Genomic DNA, 19,176 nt, shown 5'->3' on the forward strand with positions numbered 1-19,176 from the left:
TTCTGCTCTCATCACGATCTTTCTGCTCCCGCATCACTTGCTCACCATCCAACTTCTGTAAAGCAAGTTGCGCACCAGAAGCGTAACGTTCGTTTCTGCAACGAACCTTGCTTTGCGCCACTCATAATGATTGCGAAAGTTGCGACAAGGTCGTTCGCTACTGTCTCGGACACGACAAACCTCGCACTGCGTTTGACCTCCCGCTTCACCGTTCTGCAATTTGTACGCAGAAAAACCGAGAAGCTCGGTTATTTTTCCAGCTCTGCGCTATCAAATCTTGGAATGAGCAGCGATCTTCATGACCGTCAAGCCGCCTAGCGAGGAGCTCGAAAATCGTGCGGAGAATCGAGCGCCGTGTTCTGCCATGGGTGATCGGCTGGCCGCATTGACTGGCGCGAGCCCACAGCATCTTTTTCGCCCTGAAGCTTGACGCTGCGTCGCGCCGCTGCCCATCTATAGAGCTGCCGCGAGAGCCCAACGAGGCAGGGATGATCACCGAGTCACCTTTGAGGCTGCAGACCAGGCCGGTCGCAATTCCGATCGGCAGCACCGCTAAACCGCAACACATTGGGATCACGCTTTCATACGGCCGGTCAAGATGCGCTTGCAGTGGAGAATGCGGAACAACATGCACGTGCACATGAATGCATTTGCTCCTAACCAGTCCTAACCGCCGATGGTGTCGCCAATCGCTAAGAGCGTCGCACGAACCGCGGTTTGGCATGGCAGTTGCAGCGCAGGCAACAACGCCAGCTGCACCGGCCGGCCTTCTGACACAGGATCGTCGTTCCTCATCCCCCAAACGATCCTGTCAGTCTGGGTCCCGCCATTCTCCAAGCCCAGACGATGCCCTCGGCGAACTTCCAGCCGCCGAGGGCATTTCCCCTCAAACATATCGACAGCGATAGGAAGCGGGTCCCGCCTGCCGGCCTCAATTTGACGAGCCAGCGCAAGAGCAGCTTGTTGGTGCTGCGGAGGTCGCGGAGTGCAAGTTCGCAATCCGACGAGGTGGCCGTTTTGTCTCACCCAATCGAAAGCTGTGACTCGCGTCTACCAACGCTCACGAGTACAATGGCCTCATTCGAGGGCAAAGCGCCTCAGGCAGCTTGAGCACAACAAAGCGATAGGCCCGTTAGGCCGGATGGATCGTAATATCCATGGTCTCGTCGCTGGTTCCGAAGGGGTCGGCAAACCGATCGTCCTCCAGCAGCTTGACGCCGCACAGGCAGACGTCACCTTCGATCACGGCGAGCGCCACCAGCTCAAGCGATTGTCCGTCACAGGGGCCGCCGATGCACATCCCAGTGTCGATCTCGAATCTCGCTCCGTGCCGGCCGCATCTAAGAAAGGAGCGGTCCGCCGAGAAAAACGTACCGGAGCCGATGTTCAGCCAGACGCTCTCATGCGGACAACGATTCACGTAACCAAAATAGTCATTGCCGGAGGTGCGCACCACAATAATCGGAAACGGCCGGCTCTCGCCCCTATCGTCAATCCGCGACAGGCTAAAGCTCATGGCCCCACTCCGCTCGATGGCATCGGCCGGACAGACGACAAAAACCTCGATCTGACCGCTCACCAGGTTAGCGATTATAGGTTCGCTCATCCCGGCCTCGCAGTTTCCTGCTTGAAGGCTTCGATCGCAGTTCGGCTCAGTTGAAAAATCCCACGACCACGAGCGAGCGCTCGATAGGCGGAGCTGGCACGGGTGTTGAGGACGTCAAACCACTGGTTCGGCGTGAGCTTCGCCGGACGCTCGCTGATTTGGATCACCCTTCCGTTCGGAGCGAAGCGGACGTGGATGATGACTTGTTGCGAGTTCATACCGATCCCCCGTTTTGGTAACTCTAAAGATCCTGAGCGGAGACTCTCGACTTTGATGTGCTTGGCTTTGGGCACCTTGACGCGTAGGCTCTCAAGCCGCGCCTTGGACGCGCCGCCTTCTCTGCTATCGAGCAGGTCTTCTTCGCGCTCGCTAGGAGCATTTCTCTTGCGGTCTTAAGTCGAGTGCATACCTCCAGCGGCATGCGGCACGCTTCCGGCATGTGGGGCACGATGTATCCGACAACGCTGCCACAAAAACGATCCTCGGTCCGTTGCTCATCTCTTGCGATGAGACCTACCACGCTCATCGCAACTTCAACCCTCGTTCTTCCGTGTCGTGGATGACAATCATCTTAGTAAATCGCGGCACCCGCTCCCACGTTTATCGACGCATCATTCATGGTCTCGACGATAAACTCGATCTGCTTGTTCGTGAGATGGGTGTGAAACGGAAGCGCAAGAGCGCGATCTGCTATTTTTTCCGCAACCAGGAAATCGCAACGCCGATAGCCAAAGTCAAAGTAGTGGCGTTGCAAGTGCAGCGGTTGGCTATAGGCGGCGGATTCAATCTGCGCGCCGCGCAGATCTTCGATAATGGCGTCGCGCCCCGATCGCGTGAAGCGCGTCCCCAGATGAACGAGATAAAGCAACCAGTTCACCTCGGTTACATCAGGGCCAACATAAGGCGGCTTGATGCCCTCAAATGATTGCATATGCGCGTTATAGAGCTGCTCGACGAACCGACGGCGCTCCAGGATTTCATCGAGACGTTTGAGCTGCGCTAGGCCCAAGGCAGCCGTGAGATCGCTCATGCCAGCCTGATAAGGTGCCGTGCTACCGACGACAACGGAAGAGCGCTCGTCCACGCGATGGGCGCGATGGCGACGCAAGCCGAGCGCGATGTCGATATCCTCGGTCACCACCATTGCGCCTTCGCCACAGGTCAGGGCCACCGGCTGAGCAAAGTCGAACACCGCGGTGTCGCCAAAGCGGCCGACGAGCTCACCCTTGTAGCTCGATCCGATCGCCTCGGTGGAATCCTCCAAAAGCAGCAGCTGATGGCGCTGCGCGACCGCGCGCAGCTCCGACCACGGCGCTGGATGACCGTTGGGATTGCCGGCGACAATCGCCCGCGTGTTGGCCGTGATGCGCTCTTCGGCCTTCGCTGGGACTAATGCTCCCGACCAATAGTCGATATCTGCAAATACCGCTCGTGCGCCTGCGAGACTGATGGCATGCACGGTCTCACGAAAGGAGTAGGGAGAGGCGATAACCTCGTGCCCGGGGCCAATGCCGAGCGCCCTCAGCGTAAGGAGGAGCCCTATGGTACCACTCGAGACCGCAACAGCATATTTGCGACCAAGATAGGCGGCGAAAGCGTGCTCAAACGCCTCAGTAGTCCGCCCGTTGGAGATTTGCGGCGAACACAGCAGCGTTTCAACGGCAGAGAGCTCGGCGAAGGTGATATCAGGATCGGACAGTGGAATGAATGATGTATTCTCCTCCACAGTGAGCGCGCCATCAAGCCGATACTCTGCTAGTGCAGTGCTCACCGCTCAACATTCCTTTTGGCCAATACGATGCCGGTGGCCCGCGTCGGATCGGCCGTAATCTGCACGCAGTGGTCCGATCCATCGATCAGATGAAGGTCGAAACGCGGAAACTGCCGAAACGGCTGATCCGCCACATCCGACGCATCACAGCGCACCCAAGCAAGTTGCGGAAAGCGGCGGCGCAGCTCGACAAACGGACCCATCTCGGCGCCCTCGGCTGCAAGCAGCCGCTCAATTTCGATCACTTCCTCCGCGGTGAGCGCCATCGTGGCTCCTCTTTGACTCCTAAAAGGCGGGTCTTCATTGCCAAAACAGACGCTCCGGATCCGCGTTCAATTCGTCGATTGCAGAAGTCAACCGATGGCAAAGGCTGTAAAATTCCCAGATTCCTCGCGCGTGGTTCTTGCGAAACAGCTTCCAGACCCCGCACACGGTATCATAAAGAATCAGCGCGACATCGATGAGAGCGCCATCCTTGTTGACGTTGCGCGAGCAACATGGGCTCTCGACGAGGTAGCCGCCCCTCACCGGCGTCACGTTCGGCGAGACGTAGAGATAGCGCCTGCGTGAGCTCAAGCCGCGCTCGATCCGTTTTCGATCGAGCTCGTTGGGGTGGGGCACCAGCCCGGCTTTTATCTTTCTCATCAGCGCAGCATTCATGGCGAACGCCTCCATTCAAAGCACTGTGATTTCTTCCTTAGACAGCCGATGAGCAGCTGCTTACCAAACTCGACAGCGTAGATCGGCACGTTCGCTTCGGTATTGATCGCGACGTTGATGATCTCTCCGCTCGCTCCGGCGGCGAGCAAGACTCCCTCGGGCTCTGTATCGGGAAATGAGTGGTCGTTAACGAGGTCGACTGCGGTCTTGGCCCGCTCGCCACGCCAATATTTTGGAAAGCCGCGCTGCGTCATGACTCCTCCGGCAACGGCAGATCATCGACCTCCGCGCAGGTGTCCACCGGCTCCAGTTCCCTGCGCTTCATGCCAACCCGGTAGCCGCCTTCCAGATATTCGACGCCGTAGATGTAGAATTGCTGCAGAAACGTGCCGATCGATACGACGTAACCCACCTCTCCCTTCTTGACGAGAACGTCGCCAATCTCCTTGCCGCGATAGGTGCCATCATTGCGGATGGTGCGATTGGCTCGCACCTTTTCGCCAAAGCTGAAGGCAGGCGGCTCGGTGAGCTCGACGACGTCGCTGTCCCGAACGATGCTGTTCATGTATCGCTCCTCATGCTTCGCTCCTTTGGAGATGCGGGGAGCCGCCGCGCCTACCGCAGGCAAGATCCTGCATCATTTCATGATCGCGCGGCATCGCTAGTTACATCGACGATGGCAGCCCTGGCGAGAACGCCGCTCTCGGCAGCGCGAACCGCCTTTGCACCACCGCGCGGAATGAAATGCCCGCCAAGGCCGTGCTGCCGACCAGCTACAGCACGAACGCACGGCAATCCAGCGCAGTCCTCGTCCGTGATGGAGGACCGAACGTCGGCGCCTGCGCCGCCGCCAACGCGCAGCACGTAGCTAATGACGCTTTCTGAACCAGCTATTGGCATGCCACTCATGGGCCTCACGCTTTAAGCTGGCGCCTGGTAGCGAGGCAAGGATGTGTCAACCACGCAGGTGTTGTCGACCGGACAGGCGGCGACACATTGCGGCTCGTCGAAATGGCCAACACATTCAGTGCATTTCGCTGCTTCAATGACGAAGCTCCCCCCCTTCTCCGAGATGGCATCGTTCGGGCATAAGGGTTCACAGGCTGAGCAGCTCGTACACTGCGAGGCGACAATCTTGAACGGCACATATTCCCCCTTTACGCTGCAAAGATCCCAGATCCTTGCCGGATCGCGGCGCCGCCGCGCTGCACGTGCTGGATCTCCCCGCGTTTCACCTTGTCCAGATAGGATTTGAACCAGGCGATCGCCGACTTCTCAATGAACTCATGGGCGTATTGATCGACGGGCTCGATCCCCGCCTCGATCAGTTTGCTTTTCGGGCAGCCGCCGATCTTGGACACGAAGACCGCATGGCAGTCATGGATGCCCCCCATGATGGCGGAAAGCCTGTTCTCCTCGCCATAACCACCCTGGCAGTAAACGTCCACGCGGCGGTAGCCGACGAATTTGGCGCCGGATGTAGAAAGTTCGTAAACCTGGAATTCCTTTGCATGCCCAAAGTGCTCGTTGATCAACCCCGAGCCCTTGGTTGCGACGGCCACTAGAAGAGTGATCGCGCTCCTCTCTCCGGCACATTCGGCAAGCTCCTTTTGGCCGGCCGCGACTTTGGCGGCACGCTCACGGTCTACCCTGCTCTGATATTCCTTGCGCATGTCTAAGTCATATTGGACGTCCATTTTCATGACCTGATCGGTGGTGAACTCTGCGCTGCGATCCTCCCCGAGTAGACCGACCGCATCGGCGCGGCACTGGCGGCAATGCCGCATCATTTTTATCTCCCCTTCACAAGCATCTTGCAGCGCCTTCAATTCCCACGCAGTCGGTCCGCGCTGACCGTTGAGGCCAAATACGGTGCCGTGCTCGGGCGCGGAGATCAGTGGCATGATATTGTGAAGGAAGGCACCGCGCGACTTCACCGCCTTGTTGACCTCGACCAAGTGGCGGTCGTTGATGTTCGGGATCATCACCGAGTTGACCTTGCACAGGATACCTCGTTCGCTAAGCATCTCGAGGCCTTGCAGCTGGCGATCGGTAAGTATTCTTGCCGCGTCGATGCCGGTGTAGCGCTTGTGGTTGAAGAAGATCCACGGATAGATCTTGGCGCCGATTTCGGGATCGATCGTGTTGATAGTGATGGTGACGTGGTCAACTTTGGACCTAGCGATGGTATCAATATGGTCCGGCAGAGCCAGTCCGTTGGTTGACAAACAAAGCTTGATGTCTGGAGCCGCCTTGGCGACCAGCTCGAAGGTCTTGAACGTCTTTGCCGGATTGGCCAGGGGGTCGCCGGGACCAGCGATGCCAAGGACCGTCATCTGCGGAATGGCGGTCGCGACCGCGAGCACTTTTCTTACCGCCTGCTCGGGCGTGAGCTTCTCGCTTACCACACCTGGACGCGATTCATTGGTGCAGTCGTATTTTCGATTGCAGTAATTGCACTGGATGTTGCAGGCAGGCGCGACCGCGACATGCATGCGAGCGTAATGATGATGCGCTTCTTCGCTGTAGCAGGGATGGTTCTTGACCTTTTCCCAGATTTCGATCGGCAGATCGCCTTGCCCTGCCTGCGAGCCGCAGCTCGCCTGCCCGGTGTTGGCGGAAGCGCGGCAGCCCTTATGCTCGGCGGCGGACTTCATCTTGCCGCCATCCACTGCAGCTTTGACATATTTTCCGCGTCCCACGACCGCGTTCATTTTCATTTTTCCCTTCAGGCACTATCGGCCCCCAAGACCATCCGTGAGCCAGCCTCAAGAAGCTGGGTAGCAACTTGCATGCCATGGCGGAGACGATGAAATTGCAGCCATACGCCCACGAATTGGCGGAAACGATGGGCGCTGACTCATGTAAGAACATGCAATGATGCGCTTGTTGTCAGTGCGACAGATACGTCGTCATTCTCACGCAGCGCTTCCTGGTTTGCGCATTCATTCTCGCGCTGAGCTCACCGGAACCCAGCTCCATCTGAACGGATCTTCTCGCGTTGCGGCTCTCGCAAATAACTCGACACGAGCTGGGGGATTCGGGCTTCACAAGGACGCTAATGCGTGATCAGTATCTCAACCGCGCAAGGGAGCCCGGTCGCAAGCGGTGTAAGGCCTTGCTCGAGAAGCTCGTTGCGAGAGAGCGCGTCCGGGATCCACGATCGCATAGTGGGTGTCGGCCGAGCGCTTGATGATCTGCCGGGCATACCTACGCAAGGGCTGATCGTTGAAGCGACAGCCGATGAAGAAAAAGGTCTGTCCGGTGTGCGCCTTTCCTTGATGATGTCCGGAATTGGTGTCTGAATGTCGATTTCGGTCAACGCCTCGACATGTGTGCGTCGGAAATAAGGAAGTTGTTGGCCGGCTGCACGCTGCCATGCGGCTTGTACAACACCGTCGCCGAGCTGCCGGCCACAGCACTGACGACCTCTTGGCCAAATGAATCGTAAAAGCGATACCAGCAATTCTCGTCAATGGCGATGCGGGTGATACCCTGCACTTCGCCCTATCCATCGCACTCACCCAGCACGTCCGCATAGCGGCATCATACCACGGGTCGACTACGACGGGCAGGGACAGGGACGCAAGATGATGGTGCAAACGCGTCGGCTCGACTGGCCGAGCGAAGGCCTGCGTCATCAATGCCGTCATGGCGGACGGTGTTTGCTGATCTCGAGATGCTGCGCCCACGCATTGTCGCTAGCCCGCCGCGGCGGCGTAACCTCGCTCGCGAAGAAGCTGGCCAACGCCTCTGGCGTGGTCGGCATATCGGATCTGCACGATTCGGCGAGGCCAGGACCGAGATAGGGAATGGCGCGCGCGGCCCTCAACCCGGCAGCGATGTCCACGAGCTCGCCTTTGCATCGGCACCATCGACAAAGTCGATCAGTGGGGGCGCCTTCACGGATCGTCCCCCTTCCCGCCCCGTTTTTTAGCGTTAATTGTGATCGGTAACGGTGTGCCGCTCGGCATCTCAGGCAGATCAAGCACCCAGCCATTAGCTACTTTGATCCAGCCGCCCCATAGCGTCTCGTACTCCGATTCAACGATTGGCTCTTCGAGATCCTTTTTTGGCACGTAGATCGACAGGCCCGCGTCCGGAGACCGGCGGATCATGATTTTCACGAGGTCTACTCCCTGACTGCGACGGGGGAGGTGGCGCGCAGGCGAGCCACGATGTCGGACACTGCGCACACGACCTCATCGACCTCCGCGACAGAGGTTTCACGCGACAGGGAAAAGCGCACGACGCCGTGCATCCGCCAGTGCGGCACCTGCATGGCACGCAGAACATGCGATGGCTGAATGGAGCCGGAGTTGCAGGCGGATCCGAGCGACACAGCGATGCCTGCCCGATCGAGATGGTGGGCGATGGCTTCGCCTTCGAGATTGTCGAAGGCAATATTGGTCGTGTTCGCTAACCGATTGCCGGTGTCGCCGAGCACAACGCACTCGCCACTCTTCAAGATTCCCTGTTCAAGACGGTCGCGCAAAGCGCCAATGCGAACGCGTTCGGGTTCAAGCCGCTCCGCCGCAAGCTCGGCGGCTTTTCCCAGGCCGACAATGCCGGGAATATTCTCAGTCCCGCCTCGGCGCCCTCGTTCCTGTGATCCGCCGCAGATCAGCGGCCGGAATTTTGTTCCTCTGCGCAGATATAGCGCGCCGGTCCCCTTGGGGCCGTGCAGTTTGTGCCCGGATAGCGACAGCATGTCGATCGCACTGTCCCTCAGGTTCACGCACACCTTACCGATGGCCTGGACCGCATCAGTGTGAAACAGCGCGCCGGCCTCCCGGGCCAACCCGGCCAGAAACTCCACGGGAAACATCGTTCCGGTCTCGTTGTTGGCCCACATAACGGAGGCAATCGCTGTGCGTGGCCCGAGTGCGCCGCGAAACGCCTCGATGTCGAGCCGGCCGCGGGAATCTACGGGCACGATGTGCGTCTTGACTCCTCTTGTCTCCAATTGCTCGGTTAGCGCAAGAATGGCGGAGTGCTCTACTGCCGTGGTGACAATCTCGTCGCGGTCTTCGTGTGTCGCAAGCGCAGAGAGGATCGCGGCATTATTAGCCTCGGTCCCTCCCGAGGTAAAAACGATCTCATGATCGCATGCGTTCCCTAGCATGATACGCAAGCTACGCCGGGCCTGCCTCACAGCAACTGCGACCTCGCTGCCAAACGCATGCGTGGACGATGCATTTCCGAACTTCTCGGTGAAAAACGGCAACATGGCTTGCACGACGGATGGATCGGTCCGAGTCGTTGCATTGTTATCGAGGTAAATCAGCATTGGATTTTCGCTCAATCCGCCACCTCGCCTGCAGCCACGACGGGGATCAGGCGACCCAATTCGTCGCGTTTATCGACAAGCCGCGCCTGAATACCTTTCAGCGTCACGCTCGAAAGCTTACACAACGTGCGGGCAGCGGACAGCCTGACCATGACCCTACTGCGATTGATCCCGATCAGGTGACAGTCGCAATCATCGCGTCTCAGATTGGGTCGGATCTCTTCGATAGCGCCGCGAATGCGGCGCTCTCGGCCTGTCGCAATGGGCGACGATTGCCTCAGTTGTTCCGGTTGGGCCGGCATGCTTCGATGTCCTCCTTATCAGCTGAACGATCTGTTTCATCAGCCAAACGATTTTCCGCACGAGCAGTTCGCGGTGGCGTTCGGGTTGTGAAACGTAAAGCCAGAACCCTCCAGTGCCATTACGAAATCGATGGTCGTCCCGATCAGATGCTCACGGCTCTTGTTATCGACGAACACCTTCAGCCCATCGCATTCGATCACGGCGTCGTCAGGATTCGGTTCTTCGACCAGACCCATCTTGTATTTGAATCCATTGCAGCCGCCCGGTTCGATCATGACGCGCAGACCGCCGGTCGGGTGCGTCGACGATGAAATCGCGCTCTTGATTGCGTTCACTGCGCTGTGCGTCAGGTTGATCACGGCTTTCCCTCATCATCTTGGATCTAGCTGCTAGGGGCAAGTCACGTGCCAGCGCGCAGACGTTTGATGATGCTCACTTCTTTGAATCGCGACTGTGGTGTTGGAAACCGGTGTCGGGTTTCCGACAAGGCTCCGTGAGCCGATGGCAGGCACTGACGCGTTTTCTTTTAAGTTACGGCGAAGGCCGCTACGCATGGGACGGCAAGCAATTTGCATCGCATCTAGCACCGGCCAAGGAGTCGGTGAAGAGTTTAGATCGAGGAAGAATTTAATGACTGCAATCGAGAACACCGCACTCGGCAGACTTGAGAAGGAGGGCCGCCTGCTCAATGCTGTACTCAAAGGCGGGACTACGAAGGCAGGCCGGTTCGGCTTCCGCGGCGACGTGGCACTACAATTCCAGAATCAGGTCGCGGACGAGAAACGACCGCCAGACTATTCGATTGAGCAGGTGTTGACGATCGCGCAGGACGGCGAACGCACTATTCCGGTGCTGGCCGGCTACCTGCATTCCTTCGCCTATCTTGCTGACGTCGCAACCGTCCTTGACGGCGCCTTAAGCCCAACCGGCCGCTACTTCATGTTCTGCAACAACATTGATTTACTGGCGAAGTACCGAGTGAAGATCGGTGATATTAGCTTTCACGTCCTACCGTGCGATGAATCCACGGTCTGGAAGGAGATGATGGACCTGGTTGGGCTCAACAAGGACGACATCAAGAAGCTCGATCCGGGCGGCAAGCTTGATTACCTTCTCGATGCCGCAAGGGATCTCGACCTGTCCTGTGAGGAGATCTCGTACGACGACGGGCTAAAGAGGATGGAGCCTGTGAAAAACCGCAACGAGAACCGTCCGGTCTGAGCGTGATCTTCAGTTGTTGGCCGATGCATCCTCTTCGACAAGATGAACACCAGCGACGCAGATATCACCATCCAGAACTGCCAAGGCGATCGGGGTGAGCGCCCTACCTTGACATGGACCTTCGACGCACCGGCCGGTGCCAAGTTCGAAGGTCGAACCATGCTTGCCACACATCAGCCTGATACCGTATGGATCGAGGAATTCGTTTCGCACCCAGTCCAAATTGACGCCGTTGTGCGGGCATTTATTGGTGTAGCCAAGCACCTTTTTGCCCCAGCGCACCACAACGATGGACCACGGCCGGTGATTTCCGCGATCATCCACGGCCATAAGATGGAATCCCATAGCTTGGCGGCTCGGAATGTCGTTAAAGCTGCAGATCGCGTAGACGGGATTTGGCTTCATTTATCGCCCATTCATTGCAAGACGCTTTTCATTGTCGCTGTGCAAGCAACCTGCAAGAACCGTACAAGTGCCGGGCTGATAGTGTCTGTGGTAATCCAACGCGCAAGCCAGCCATTGCTGGCTCACCCAATTACCCGCGTAGTCCAGACCAATGAGTTCGACAATTTTGGACTTGCTGCCGTGTCCATGGCGGCCGCGCAGCTGCAGCTTTCGGGTCCAGGCCCTCTGCACCATTTGCCGGATAGCTACCTGCGGTGGCTGATCGTTGCTGCTCGTTGATGGTCACTCCGTAGGCAGCCCCGTTACGCCCCTCGGATCGCATCCCACCGCAGTTTCGTAAGCGCCTTCGGAGAAAGGCTGAACGACCGTTTCAGCCAACGGGGACGACGCAGCGAGCGTGCGCCCCCTTTGAAGCAAGGCCGTTGAGCCCGGGACAGAACGGTTAAATGTCCGTCATTTCAGGCCCGCTGCTGCTATTGCAGCGGATTTACTCCATGTGCATCTCCCTAAGAGCGCGCTCCAAGTAAAATGAAGGGTCATCGTCCGATGAGTCCGTTTCGTAGCTTCTCTGAGGACCGAGATCACTGCCCCCATCTTTGGAAAGATACTTCGTAGGCTTGCCTACCCGCTGCCACTCATCGTTCTCGTTCTTCGCCCACACATCGGGGCGCTGGTGAGGATCAAGCACCCAGTGGTTACGACCTACGGGAACAAAACCCATATCCGCTAGACGAGGTTCCATGCCTGCTAGGGCCGGCCGCGACAAGATCAGTGGCTGGTCCCCGTCCTCTCGCAGTTGATGTTCTAGCAAGATATCGCCAGCGTTCTCGACAAGCGGATGAGTCACCCTAAGATCTACGACGGACGTGATATCGTTGCGCCCAAACTGCTGCTGAAAATGGTCTCCTTTAATCCGAGCCGGGCCTCCTACTCTTAGAAGCCCGACAATTTCGTCGCTCAACCGGTAGCTGTAAAATCGTGCTGTACTATTTGGATCGTCGTACGTGTTGGCGTAACTTCCAGCAACCGTTGCTGCGCGCTCAGCCTTTTGGGAGACGAAGTCCGAGTACTCTCCTGGATTCTCGGCGATGTGCCTGATATCATTGCGCAAGACTCTCTCAACTCCGCGCAAAAAGGAGTCTCGGTCGATCTCTCTAATGGGCGGTTCGGAAGCGAGAGAGTATGACGCCGCTGGTTCGGATGATGACCCACCTCGCTCCATTCCTGCAACTGTTTCCGCAAACCGGGGACTATGTCCCGCTTCTGACGAATCGTCAGTTTGGTTACCGGTTGTAAACTGGCTGGATGAGCCAACGCTTCTGCCATACATGAGAGCGCTCTCCTATCGGCAAAGTTGCACGCAACTGAGCTCGTGCCGTGCAAGCTCTGTTGCTAGGATAGGATTCCTAGCTGACCACAACCCGACAAAAATACCCTGCGCTTCGGCGTGACTACCTCTGCGCGTGAGTTACAAATGTCGCTGCGACAAGCCGCGATCTGTGGGTAGAATCGCACGTAAGATCGCCGGCTGCCGATCCGTCACAGAGACCGACGTCTAATGATGATGACTCGCAGATTCCCTATCAGCAGATGGGTACCAGGCTAGCGCTGCGGGAGGCGCGACTCGCCTTCCACGAATAAGCAGACCTTGAAGAGGAGTGGTTTGTGAGCAGCGGCTGTTGTATCGGCATAACATAGCTGGCCCCACCCAATCGAGATCCTTGCGCGGTTCTCACCATGAGTTCACCTGATCAAAATTGCACCTTTCCTCACCTATATCTCGCCTGCCGCGACAGGACGAGTGTGTTCACTCACGCCGCTTCAGGTATAGCTGATGTGTGAGTCTGGCAGTTGGCCGGGCAAACCCTGGCGCATGCACCGCAGCCAATGCAGGCGCCTTGATCATTCAGAACCATGACCTTCTTTTCGATCTCATCGTCGTTGTCATCGAGGTTGACAAATTCGCCATCCTCGCTGATTCCTTTCAACGTCATGACATCACGGCCGCAAACTTTGAAACAGCGACCACAGCCGATGCACTTCTTGGCATCGATCGAGATCAGGTATTGTGGCGTCCAATCGCGTCCGTCTCGTGTTTGAAACGACATGCGTTGCCCCTTTAAGTTTTTTCAAGCGCCTTCAAGTCGAGGCCCTTCCGCTCAAGTTCGGCATAGGCATCGTACGCCTTCTGCGCCACCAGCATGATCGAGGTCCAGTTGATGGGTAATTCTTCGGAAAGGTCGTGCAGATCCATCTTCGCCTGTATCGCCTTCGCCGACACCTTCCTTAGTTCCGCCTTCAATGTTTCACGATCGCTCATGAGTATCCCCAATAGTTTGCCACGTCCGGAAATTTCCGAATCAAGTCGATTCCGTCGCTGACGTACTTGTCGCCCTCCTGCGCGAGCTTTACGAAATTATCAAATCCGAAGCGATGGACGTCGCGCAGCTGCTTGTTCACGGCGATCAGCCGACCTGAGATGAGCACCATGCGGCCGAATCCTTCATGATGCAGATCCAGAATCGGCTGGATCATCCCGCCGGTCTCCTTCTCGATCGAGAGCGCGACCGCATCGAAGAACAGCTTAAGCCGCCACAGTGTATCGGAATCGGGATCACCGATAATCGGCAATGCGCGCCTTTTCTGCTTATCCAGGATATAGGGTTCGAGCAGGTCAAGATCACTCTTCGCCTCCCAGGCTCCGTTGGTATCCTGAGCACGCCAAATCTTGATCAACTCCTTGAGAAACGGCGCGTCGACGGCGCTGCCCTGTTGCTCTATTTTTGCGGTCATATCACCTCATTCGTCGAACTCGAACGTACGCCCTCGGTCCTTTGCCATGGCCTTGCGTAGCCAGGGAGGTGGCGTGCCCTTCAGTACGCGCTCGAGTTTTTCGAGCAACACCAGAATGCTTTCTGGCTTGTCCACCTTGATAGGATGGATCTTGTTGGCCACCACTCGCGCAGCCCCGGCACCACCAATGGCGGCGACGTAAAGGATTGCGCAATCCTTGATCGCCTCGATCTTCGGCGCCAACTTGTCGTCGTTGCCGTCTTCCTTTAGATCGCCCTCAAACTCGATCGCTTTGAGAAGCACGTGCCCTCCAGGCGTGACATCGTAGATTGCGATATTCTTTGCCCAACCAAAATGGGCGTCGACTCGTTTCAGGTCCTGAGTGGCAAACGCGACCTTCATCCAATCGACCCCGCAGCCGCGCCGGTGGAGCTGCGATAGCCCGAGCAAAGTGGCAGCCGGGACGCAGTCCGCCACTTATCGGGCGTAGGCCGATCGTTTTCCTCGCGGTGCGCGATCACGAGGTTGGCGATTTCAAAGATCAGATTGCGGGTACCACGATAGCCCACGGATAGTTGGTGTCCCGCACCAAGTCGATCGAACATCGGAAAACCCGTGCGATAGAAAGGCAATTTCAGCCGAGCCGCCGCTTGCCTGCCATGCGAATGCGTGATCAAGAGGTCGCAATGGTGTGTTTTGGCAAGCCCTTCCAGATCCTCGAGATCGCCAATGAGTACCTCGTTGGTCTTGATCCGCTCGATCACCTCCGACTGAGTGGTCGTCACGACCGCTGTCACCTGCGCGCCCATGTCGTGCAGCATGCCGGACAGATCGAACAGAAGATCTGGCTCGGCGCCGATAGCAACTTTGCGACCGCCAATATGGAAATGTGCGTCCAGCATTGCATCGGCGAGCTGACCGCGCTGGCGCCGATATTTCAAGGGTATGGGGCGGCCGCTGATCTCGCTCAGGAAGGTCATGAATTCGTCGCTCGGACAGAGACCACACAGCCGCTCGAAGACACGAAAAGGCACGCCGGTTTTGACCTGCATGACCTCTGCCGCACGCTGCATCTGCGCCCCGATTGCAATCGTCCATCCGGCGCGCCCCATGCTCGCAATTTCGTCGACGCCGATGCCGCCGGTGGTCGTTGGCGTATACTCATCGGGGATATGCCCATCGAGCGATCCGGCCAGGTCAGGGAGGAAGGACGGGCACAAGCCGAAATCCTCCACTATGGCGCGGAGTTCATCAATGTCGCCGGGCGTCAGGTGACATCCTGGCAGAACATTCACTTTCAATGGGTCCCTCAGGCCATTGGCGCTGGGCCCTTCCACCAGCACCTCCACAATGCGTGCCACAGCCTTCTCCCACCCGTCCTGAAACGCGCCCTTGAAATCAGGCGTCGAGACATACACCATTGGCAACTTTGCGAGTGGCGGGTGCTTGTTGCGGATTAGCTTGAGGTAGGCATCCACATCGTCGCCATTGGTCTCGGTGACACCGGTCGAGCAGATACCGATGACCTTTGGCTTGGTACGGTTGTAGATGTTCAGTATCGCCTGCTCGAGATTCTCATAACCGCCGAGTACGGTCGCGACCTCGCTCATCGCCGTGGTCTGCAGCGGTACTGCCTCTTTGAAATGCCGGACGAAGAGCGTGAGCCCGAAGGATGTGCATCCCTGGGAGCCGTGCAGAAGCGGCATCGCCCCGCGCAGCCCCATGAAGGCGAATGCGCCGCCGATCGGCTGACTCATCTTCAGCGGGTTGACAGCGCAGGCTTTCGTCGGCGCCGTGACGATGGCCATGACGCCTCCCTATTCTGCGGCCTGTCGCATGGCAGATGGCTCGGACACCAAGATACCTTCGATGCGTCTCTGGCAGCAGCCACCGGCCGCATTGGTATGCTCTCTCACCGCTGCGACGCTCCTCAGGCCGTGCGCGTAGATTGCATCCTCAATCGTGCCCAAATCGACCGCGTTACACACGCAGATCTTCCTCGCGCGGCGCGCGGTTTCGGCGAGCGCCGGATCGCAGGCGATCGCGGCCACGGGCGATTGCATCTGCTCCATCGCCTTGGCCAATACATCCCATGGGGCCGGTCGACGTAGCTGCTCCCACATCGGACTCGAGAGTGACTTATCGATCTCCTCCACCAGCTTGACCATTCCGACATAGCCCATATAGGCGTGGCAACGCTCCTGATTGATATCGAGCCATGGCATCGCCGCTTTCAGCGCGACGAACTGCGACTTGCCGCCCGATAGCATGATGTCCGCTTTTGCGTCCTTTAACATCTTAAACATCTCGCGCGGCGTCATGTCCTCAATCATGTGGGCGTCCTGCCCCATGAGCTCCTTGATGCGCTCCTTGTCTTTCCCGGTTGATTTCTTGACGCTGGTTCCGACTAACTCAAGCCCAGATTCCTGGAGTGCCGCAACGATCGACCATGACTTGACGCCGCCGGTAATCAATAAAGCCTTCTTGCCTTCGAATCGTGGCTTGTACGGCCCTATCGCAGCCCGGGCCCACGCTTCCTCGCGCGCGATCACCGATTCAGTGCGCCCGAGCAGATCTGCAGGCGCACCGCGCTCAACCAATAAGCGGGCAAGCTGACGCAGCGATACGCTCGAATCTTGAATACCGTAGAACGCCCCCTCGAAGAACGGAATCCCGTAGCGTTGCTCCATCTTGCGTGCGACGTTGATCATGGACTTTGAGCACACCAACATCGCCGCCCGCGCGCGATGGGCTGAAGCGACTTCGCGATACTTGCCATCGCCGGAGATGCAGGAGAGAATCCGTATTCCAAGTTCGTCTAGCAGTGGCTTCACTTGCCAGAGCTCTCCCGAAAGGTTGTATTCTCCGATCAGGTTGATATCGTACGGGGTGGTGTAGTCTGGCTCTTGCGTCCCGATCACATAGTCGAGCAACGCCTCGCCGGCGAGCTTGTTACCGAGGTTCTTCGAGCCGACGAAGCCCGGGGAATTGATCGGGATCACCGGCTTTGCGAACCTTTGAGATGCGGCCTTACAGACTGCGTTGATATCGTCGCCAATCATCGCCGGGATGCAGGTTTGATAGACGAAGATCGCGGGCGGGTCGCACTTGTCGATGATCTCCTTGATCGCTTTGCAGAGCCGCTTCTCGCCTCCGAATACAATATCGGTTTCGCTCAAATCGGTTGTGAACGAGGTGCGCCACAGATTCGAGCCTGACGACGCCGCGCCGCGATTGTCCCAGGAATTCCCTTCGCACGCGATCGGACCATGCACCAAGTGAGCGACATCGGTGAACGGCTGTAGCGCAACCTTGGCGCCATCGAAAGCACAGCCGCCCGCAGCGCTACCCGGCTGCAGTTGCTTGGTGCAGCCGTTCTTGCGTTCAGCCTCCGACTTACTGCCGTTCTTGGCGCAGCCCGGCTCGTCAAAAATATTCTGGACCGTGGCCGCTAGTGATCTCATCCTTTTTTCCTCTCAGCGCAAACTAATTGCATGGTCAACGGTCATGTGCTTGTGCCATCGCAGTTATTGCGATGGCACGCGACACGGTCGCTCATCAACGAATGATGTCAAAGCTGTAGTCAGTTTTGCCAAGAACGTTCGTCTTCTTGTCCATTTCATCGAAGACCTTGTCCAGGATCTTCACGAGTACATTCAGGCCGCCCTGATAGCCCCATAGGGGGGACCGGTGATGGTGATGCCGATCAAAAACCGGAAAGCCGATGCGGATCAGTGGCGTTCCAGTATCGCGCTCCAGATACTTGCCATAGGTGTTGCCAATCAGAAAATCGACTGGCTCGGTGAACAGGAGTGAGCGCATGTGCCAGAGGTCCCGGCCCGGATAGGCTTGGCAGCCCTGCCCGAATGGCGAGCTTGCAAGCAGCATCTGCATTTTTTCGTGCCATGCCTTGCTGCCGTTCGTGGACAGCACATGGGTCGGTTCGGCGCCGAGTTCGAGCAGAAACGCAGCCAGCCCATAGCAAAGATCCGGATCGCCATAGATCGCGAACTTCTTGCCATGGATATGCGCGCTGGAGTCAGCGATGGCGTCGACCAAGCGGCCACGTTCTCGCGCAAGCTGCTCGGGAATCTCCTTGCCGCTGATGCGTGACAGCGCCACGATAAAGTCATCCGTTGCGGATAAGCCCACCGGGTAGTTGAAGGATACGATGTCCTGCCCATGCTCAGCAACGAATGGCAGCGTTTTTTCGGTGCACCACTGCTGCATGGAGATTGTCGCCTTGGCGTGAACCGCGTTGGCCGCATCTTCCAGCGTCGTGCCTCCGTCATACATCCGGAATTCGCCGTCTGTCGGAGTATCGAAGACTTCAGAATTATCAGCGAGAATCGTGTGCTGGATGCCCATCAACGCCAAGATGCGCTTGATTTCGCGAAGGTTCCCGACAGTATAGCCATCGAACCCGCCAATGATGTTGATCGCCCCGTTCTGCTTGCGCGCCAGCTTCGGCGCTGTTCCGGCCTTACCGTCCCAAAAATGCTCCAGAATGCCCTTGAGCGCATTGTCATAACCGGTGACGTGGCTCCCGACGAACGCCGGCGTATGGGCGAATGGCACGTCGAAGTCCGCCGGGACCGAGCCTTTTTCTTTCGACGTTTTGATGAAGGCATTGAGGTCATCGCCGATCACCTCGGCCATGCAGGTGGTCGAGACCGCAATCATCTTGGGTTTGTACATGTTGTAGCTGTTCGCGAGCCCGTCGATCATGTTGTTCAGACCGCCGAATACGGCAGCGTCTTCCGTCATCGACGAGGAGACGCAGGAAGAAGGCTCCTTAAAGTGCCGCGACAGATGGCTGCGGTAGTAGGCAACGCAGCCTTGCGAGCCGTGGACGAAGGGCAGCGTGCCCTCAAAGCCAACAGAGGCGAATACGGCGCCAAGCGGCTGGCATGCCTTGGCCGGATTTACCGCTAGCGCCTCCCGCGCAAAGTTCTTTTCGCGATATTCGGCCGTCTTCGTCCATTCCTTGATGCGTTCGACCTCGGCGGGATCGCGCGGATTCTCGAATATCTTCTTCTTGGCCAGCATCTCCTGGTATTCTGGACCTCGGAACAGTTCGAGATGATCGAGCACGTGTTCGGCACTCTGCGCCATTGTTGAAATCCT

25 protein-coding genes are annotated in these 19,176 nt (G+C 57.7%); 1 reads left to right on the plus strand and 24 read right to left on the minus strand.

Annotated elements, in window-relative coordinates:
• Nucleotides 1-1,132: 1,132 nt before the first annotated feature.
• From XH96_RS33785 to XH96_RS33850, 15 genes are all read right to left on the minus strand, one after another.
• A complete protein-coding gene (locus XH96_RS33785; protein ID WP_194389713.1) occupies nt 1,133-1,606 on the minus strand; it encodes a Rieske 2Fe-2S domain-containing protein in 474 nt (157 codons plus the stop codon).
• The gene (locus XH96_RS33790) at nt 1,603-1,824 is read right to left on the minus strand and encodes a hypothetical protein (protein WP_027563343.1); all 222 of its coding nucleotides are present in this window, start codon (nt 1,822-1,824) and stop codon (nt 1,603-1,605) included. Before XH96_RS33790 ends, XH96_RS33785 begins: the two co-directional genes overlap by 4 nt.
• A 353-nt stretch (nt 1,825-2,177) precedes the next feature.
• Nucleotides 2,178-3,332 (minus strand): DegT/DnrJ/EryC1/StrS aminotransferase family protein, encoded by a 1,155-nt coding sequence (locus tag XH96_RS33795; protein WP_194394372.1) that lies wholly within the window; start codon nt 3,330-3,332, stop codon nt 2,178-2,180.
• 41 nt (nt 3,333-3,373) lie between these two features.
• A complete protein-coding gene (locus XH96_RS33800; protein WP_027563341.1) occupies nt 3,374-3,643 on the minus strand; it encodes a DUF6129 family protein in 270 nt (89 codons plus the stop codon).
• Nucleotides 3,644-3,677: 34 nt separating this feature from the next.
• Complete coding sequence (locus tag XH96_RS33805) at nt 3,678-4,037, minus strand: DUF3024 domain-containing protein (protein ID WP_027563340.1); 360 nt, start codon at nt 4,035-4,037, stop codon at nt 3,678-3,680.
• Nucleotides 4,034-4,291, minus strand: coding sequence for a nitrogen fixation protein NifZ (locus XH96_RS33810; RefSeq protein WP_092218298.1), 258 nt, complete (start codon nt 4,289-4,291; stop codon nt 4,034-4,036). The genes XH96_RS33805 and XH96_RS33810 overlap by 4 nt, the downstream gene beginning before the upstream one ends.
• Entirely contained in the window at nt 4,288-4,602 is a 315-nt protein-coding gene (locus XH96_RS33815; protein ID WP_092218299.1) for a nitrogen fixation protein NifZ, read from the minus strand. Before XH96_RS33815 ends, XH96_RS33810 begins: the two co-directional genes overlap by 4 nt.
• A 356-nt stretch (nt 4,603-4,958) precedes the next feature.
• Nucleotides 4,959-5,183 carry a 4Fe-4S binding protein gene (locus XH96_RS33820; protein ID WP_035730299.1) on the minus strand — a complete coding sequence of 75 codons (225 nt, stop codon included), beginning with the start codon at nt 5,181-5,183 and terminating at the stop codon, nt 4,959-4,961.
• A gap of 11 nt (nt 5,184-5,194) precedes the next feature.
• Entirely contained in the window at nt 5,195-6,751 is a 1,557-nt protein-coding gene (nifB, locus tag XH96_RS33825) for a nitrogenase cofactor biosynthesis protein NifB (protein WP_194389714.1), read from the minus strand.
• Nucleotides 6,752-7,114: 363 nt separating this feature from the next.
• A complete protein-coding gene (locus tag XH96_RS39550; protein ID WP_244553899.1) occupies nt 7,115-7,417 on the minus strand; it encodes an SIR2 family protein in 303 nt (100 codons plus the stop codon).
• Nucleotides 7,356-7,538, minus strand: coding sequence for a hypothetical protein (locus XH96_RS39555; RefSeq protein WP_244553901.1), 183 nt, complete (start codon nt 7,536-7,538; stop codon nt 7,356-7,358). The genes XH96_RS39550 and XH96_RS39555 overlap by 62 nt, the downstream gene beginning before the upstream one ends.
• A 401-nt stretch (nt 7,539-7,939) precedes the next feature.
• Nucleotides 7,940-8,164 carry a putative nitrogen fixation protein NifT gene (gene nifT, locus XH96_RS33835; RefSeq protein ID WP_092218300.1) on the minus strand — a complete coding sequence of 75 codons (225 nt, stop codon included), beginning with the start codon at nt 8,162-8,164 and terminating at the stop codon, nt 7,940-7,942.
• Nucleotides 8,165-8,169: 5 nt separating this feature from the next.
• The gene (nifS, locus tag XH96_RS33840) at nt 8,170-9,342 is read right to left on the minus strand and encodes a cysteine desulfurase NifS (protein ID WP_210337811.1); all 1,173 of its coding nucleotides are present in this window, start codon (nt 9,340-9,342) and stop codon (nt 8,170-8,172) included.
• Nucleotides 9,339-9,629, minus strand: coding sequence for a NifU family protein (locus XH96_RS33845; protein ID WP_194389716.1), 291 nt, complete (start codon nt 9,627-9,629; stop codon nt 9,339-9,341). The genes nifS and XH96_RS33845 overlap by 4 nt, the downstream gene beginning before the upstream one ends.
• A 39-nt stretch (nt 9,630-9,668) precedes the next feature.
• Nucleotides 9,669-9,989, minus strand: coding sequence for an iron-sulfur cluster assembly accessory protein (locus XH96_RS33850; protein ID WP_092218303.1), 321 nt, complete (start codon nt 9,987-9,989; stop codon nt 9,669-9,671).
• Between the two features lie 271 nt (nt 9,990-10,260).
• Between XH96_RS33850 and XH96_RS33855 the strand changes: the two genes are divergently transcribed.
• Nucleotides 10,261-10,851 (plus strand): hypothetical protein, encoded by a 591-nt coding sequence (locus XH96_RS33855; protein WP_092218304.1) that lies wholly within the window; start codon nt 10,261-10,263, stop codon nt 10,849-10,851.
• A 9-nt stretch (nt 10,852-10,860) separates the two neighbouring features.
• On the opposite strand, the gene XH96_RS33860 is transcribed toward XH96_RS33855, so the two are convergent.
• The 9 genes from XH96_RS33860 to nifK form a co-directional block, all read right to left on the minus strand.
• On the minus strand, nt 10,861-11,256 hold the full coding sequence (locus XH96_RS33860) for a Rieske 2Fe-2S domain-containing protein (protein ID WP_092218305.1): 396 nt from the start codon (nt 11,254-11,256) through the stop codon (nt 10,861-10,863).
• 487 nt (nt 11,257-11,743) lie between these two features.
• Nucleotides 11,744-12,367, minus strand: coding sequence for a host specificity protein (locus XH96_RS33865; RefSeq protein WP_246789871.1), 624 nt, complete (start codon nt 12,365-12,367; stop codon nt 11,744-11,746).
• A 700-nt stretch (nt 12,368-13,067) separates the two neighbouring features.
• Complete coding sequence (fdxB, locus tag XH96_RS33870; protein WP_092218306.1) at nt 13,068-13,364, minus strand: ferredoxin III, nif-specific; 297 nt, start codon at nt 13,362-13,364, stop codon at nt 13,068-13,070.
• Nucleotides 13,365-13,375: 11 nt separating this feature from the next.
• A complete protein-coding gene (locus tag XH96_RS33875; protein ID WP_092218307.1) occupies nt 13,376-13,576 on the minus strand; it encodes a CCE_0567 family metalloprotein in 201 nt (66 codons plus the stop codon).
• Nucleotides 13,573-14,049: a NifX-associated nitrogen fixation protein gene (locus XH96_RS33880; RefSeq protein ID WP_092218308.1), complete on the minus strand. Its 477-nt coding sequence runs from the start codon at nt 14,047-14,049 to the stop codon at nt 13,573-13,575. Before XH96_RS33880 ends, XH96_RS33875 begins: the two co-directional genes overlap by 4 nt.
• 6 nt (nt 14,050-14,055) lie before the next feature.
• Nucleotides 14,056-14,451 carry a nitrogen fixation protein NifX gene (nifX, locus tag XH96_RS33885; protein ID WP_092218309.1) on the minus strand — a complete coding sequence of 132 codons (396 nt, stop codon included), beginning with the start codon at nt 14,449-14,451 and terminating at the stop codon, nt 14,056-14,058.
• Entirely contained in the window at nt 14,448-15,857 is a 1,410-nt protein-coding gene (gene nifN, locus XH96_RS33890; protein ID WP_092218310.1) for a nitrogenase iron-molybdenum cofactor biosynthesis protein NifN, read from the minus strand. The genes nifX and nifN overlap by 4 nt, the downstream gene beginning before the upstream one ends.
• A gap of 9 nt (nt 15,858-15,866) precedes the next feature.
• Nucleotides 15,867-17,513 carry a nitrogenase iron-molybdenum cofactor biosynthesis protein NifE gene (gene nifE / locus XH96_RS33895; protein WP_194389717.1) on the minus strand — a complete coding sequence of 549 codons (1,647 nt, stop codon included), beginning with the start codon at nt 17,511-17,513 and terminating at the stop codon, nt 15,867-15,869.
• A 94-nt stretch (nt 17,514-17,607) separates the two neighbouring features.
• The gene (nifK, locus tag XH96_RS33900) at nt 17,608-19,164 is read right to left on the minus strand and encodes a nitrogenase molybdenum-iron protein subunit beta (protein WP_092218312.1); all 1,557 of its coding nucleotides are present in this window, start codon (nt 19,162-19,164) and stop codon (nt 17,608-17,610) included.
• Nucleotides 19,165-19,176: the final 12 nt, after the last annotated feature.

The sequence above is a fragment of the Bradyrhizobium sp. CCBAU 51765 genome (assembly GCF_015291725.1).
GTDB classification, from domain to species: domain Bacteria; phylum Pseudomonadota; class Alphaproteobacteria; order Rhizobiales; family Xanthobacteraceae; genus Bradyrhizobium; species Bradyrhizobium liaoningense.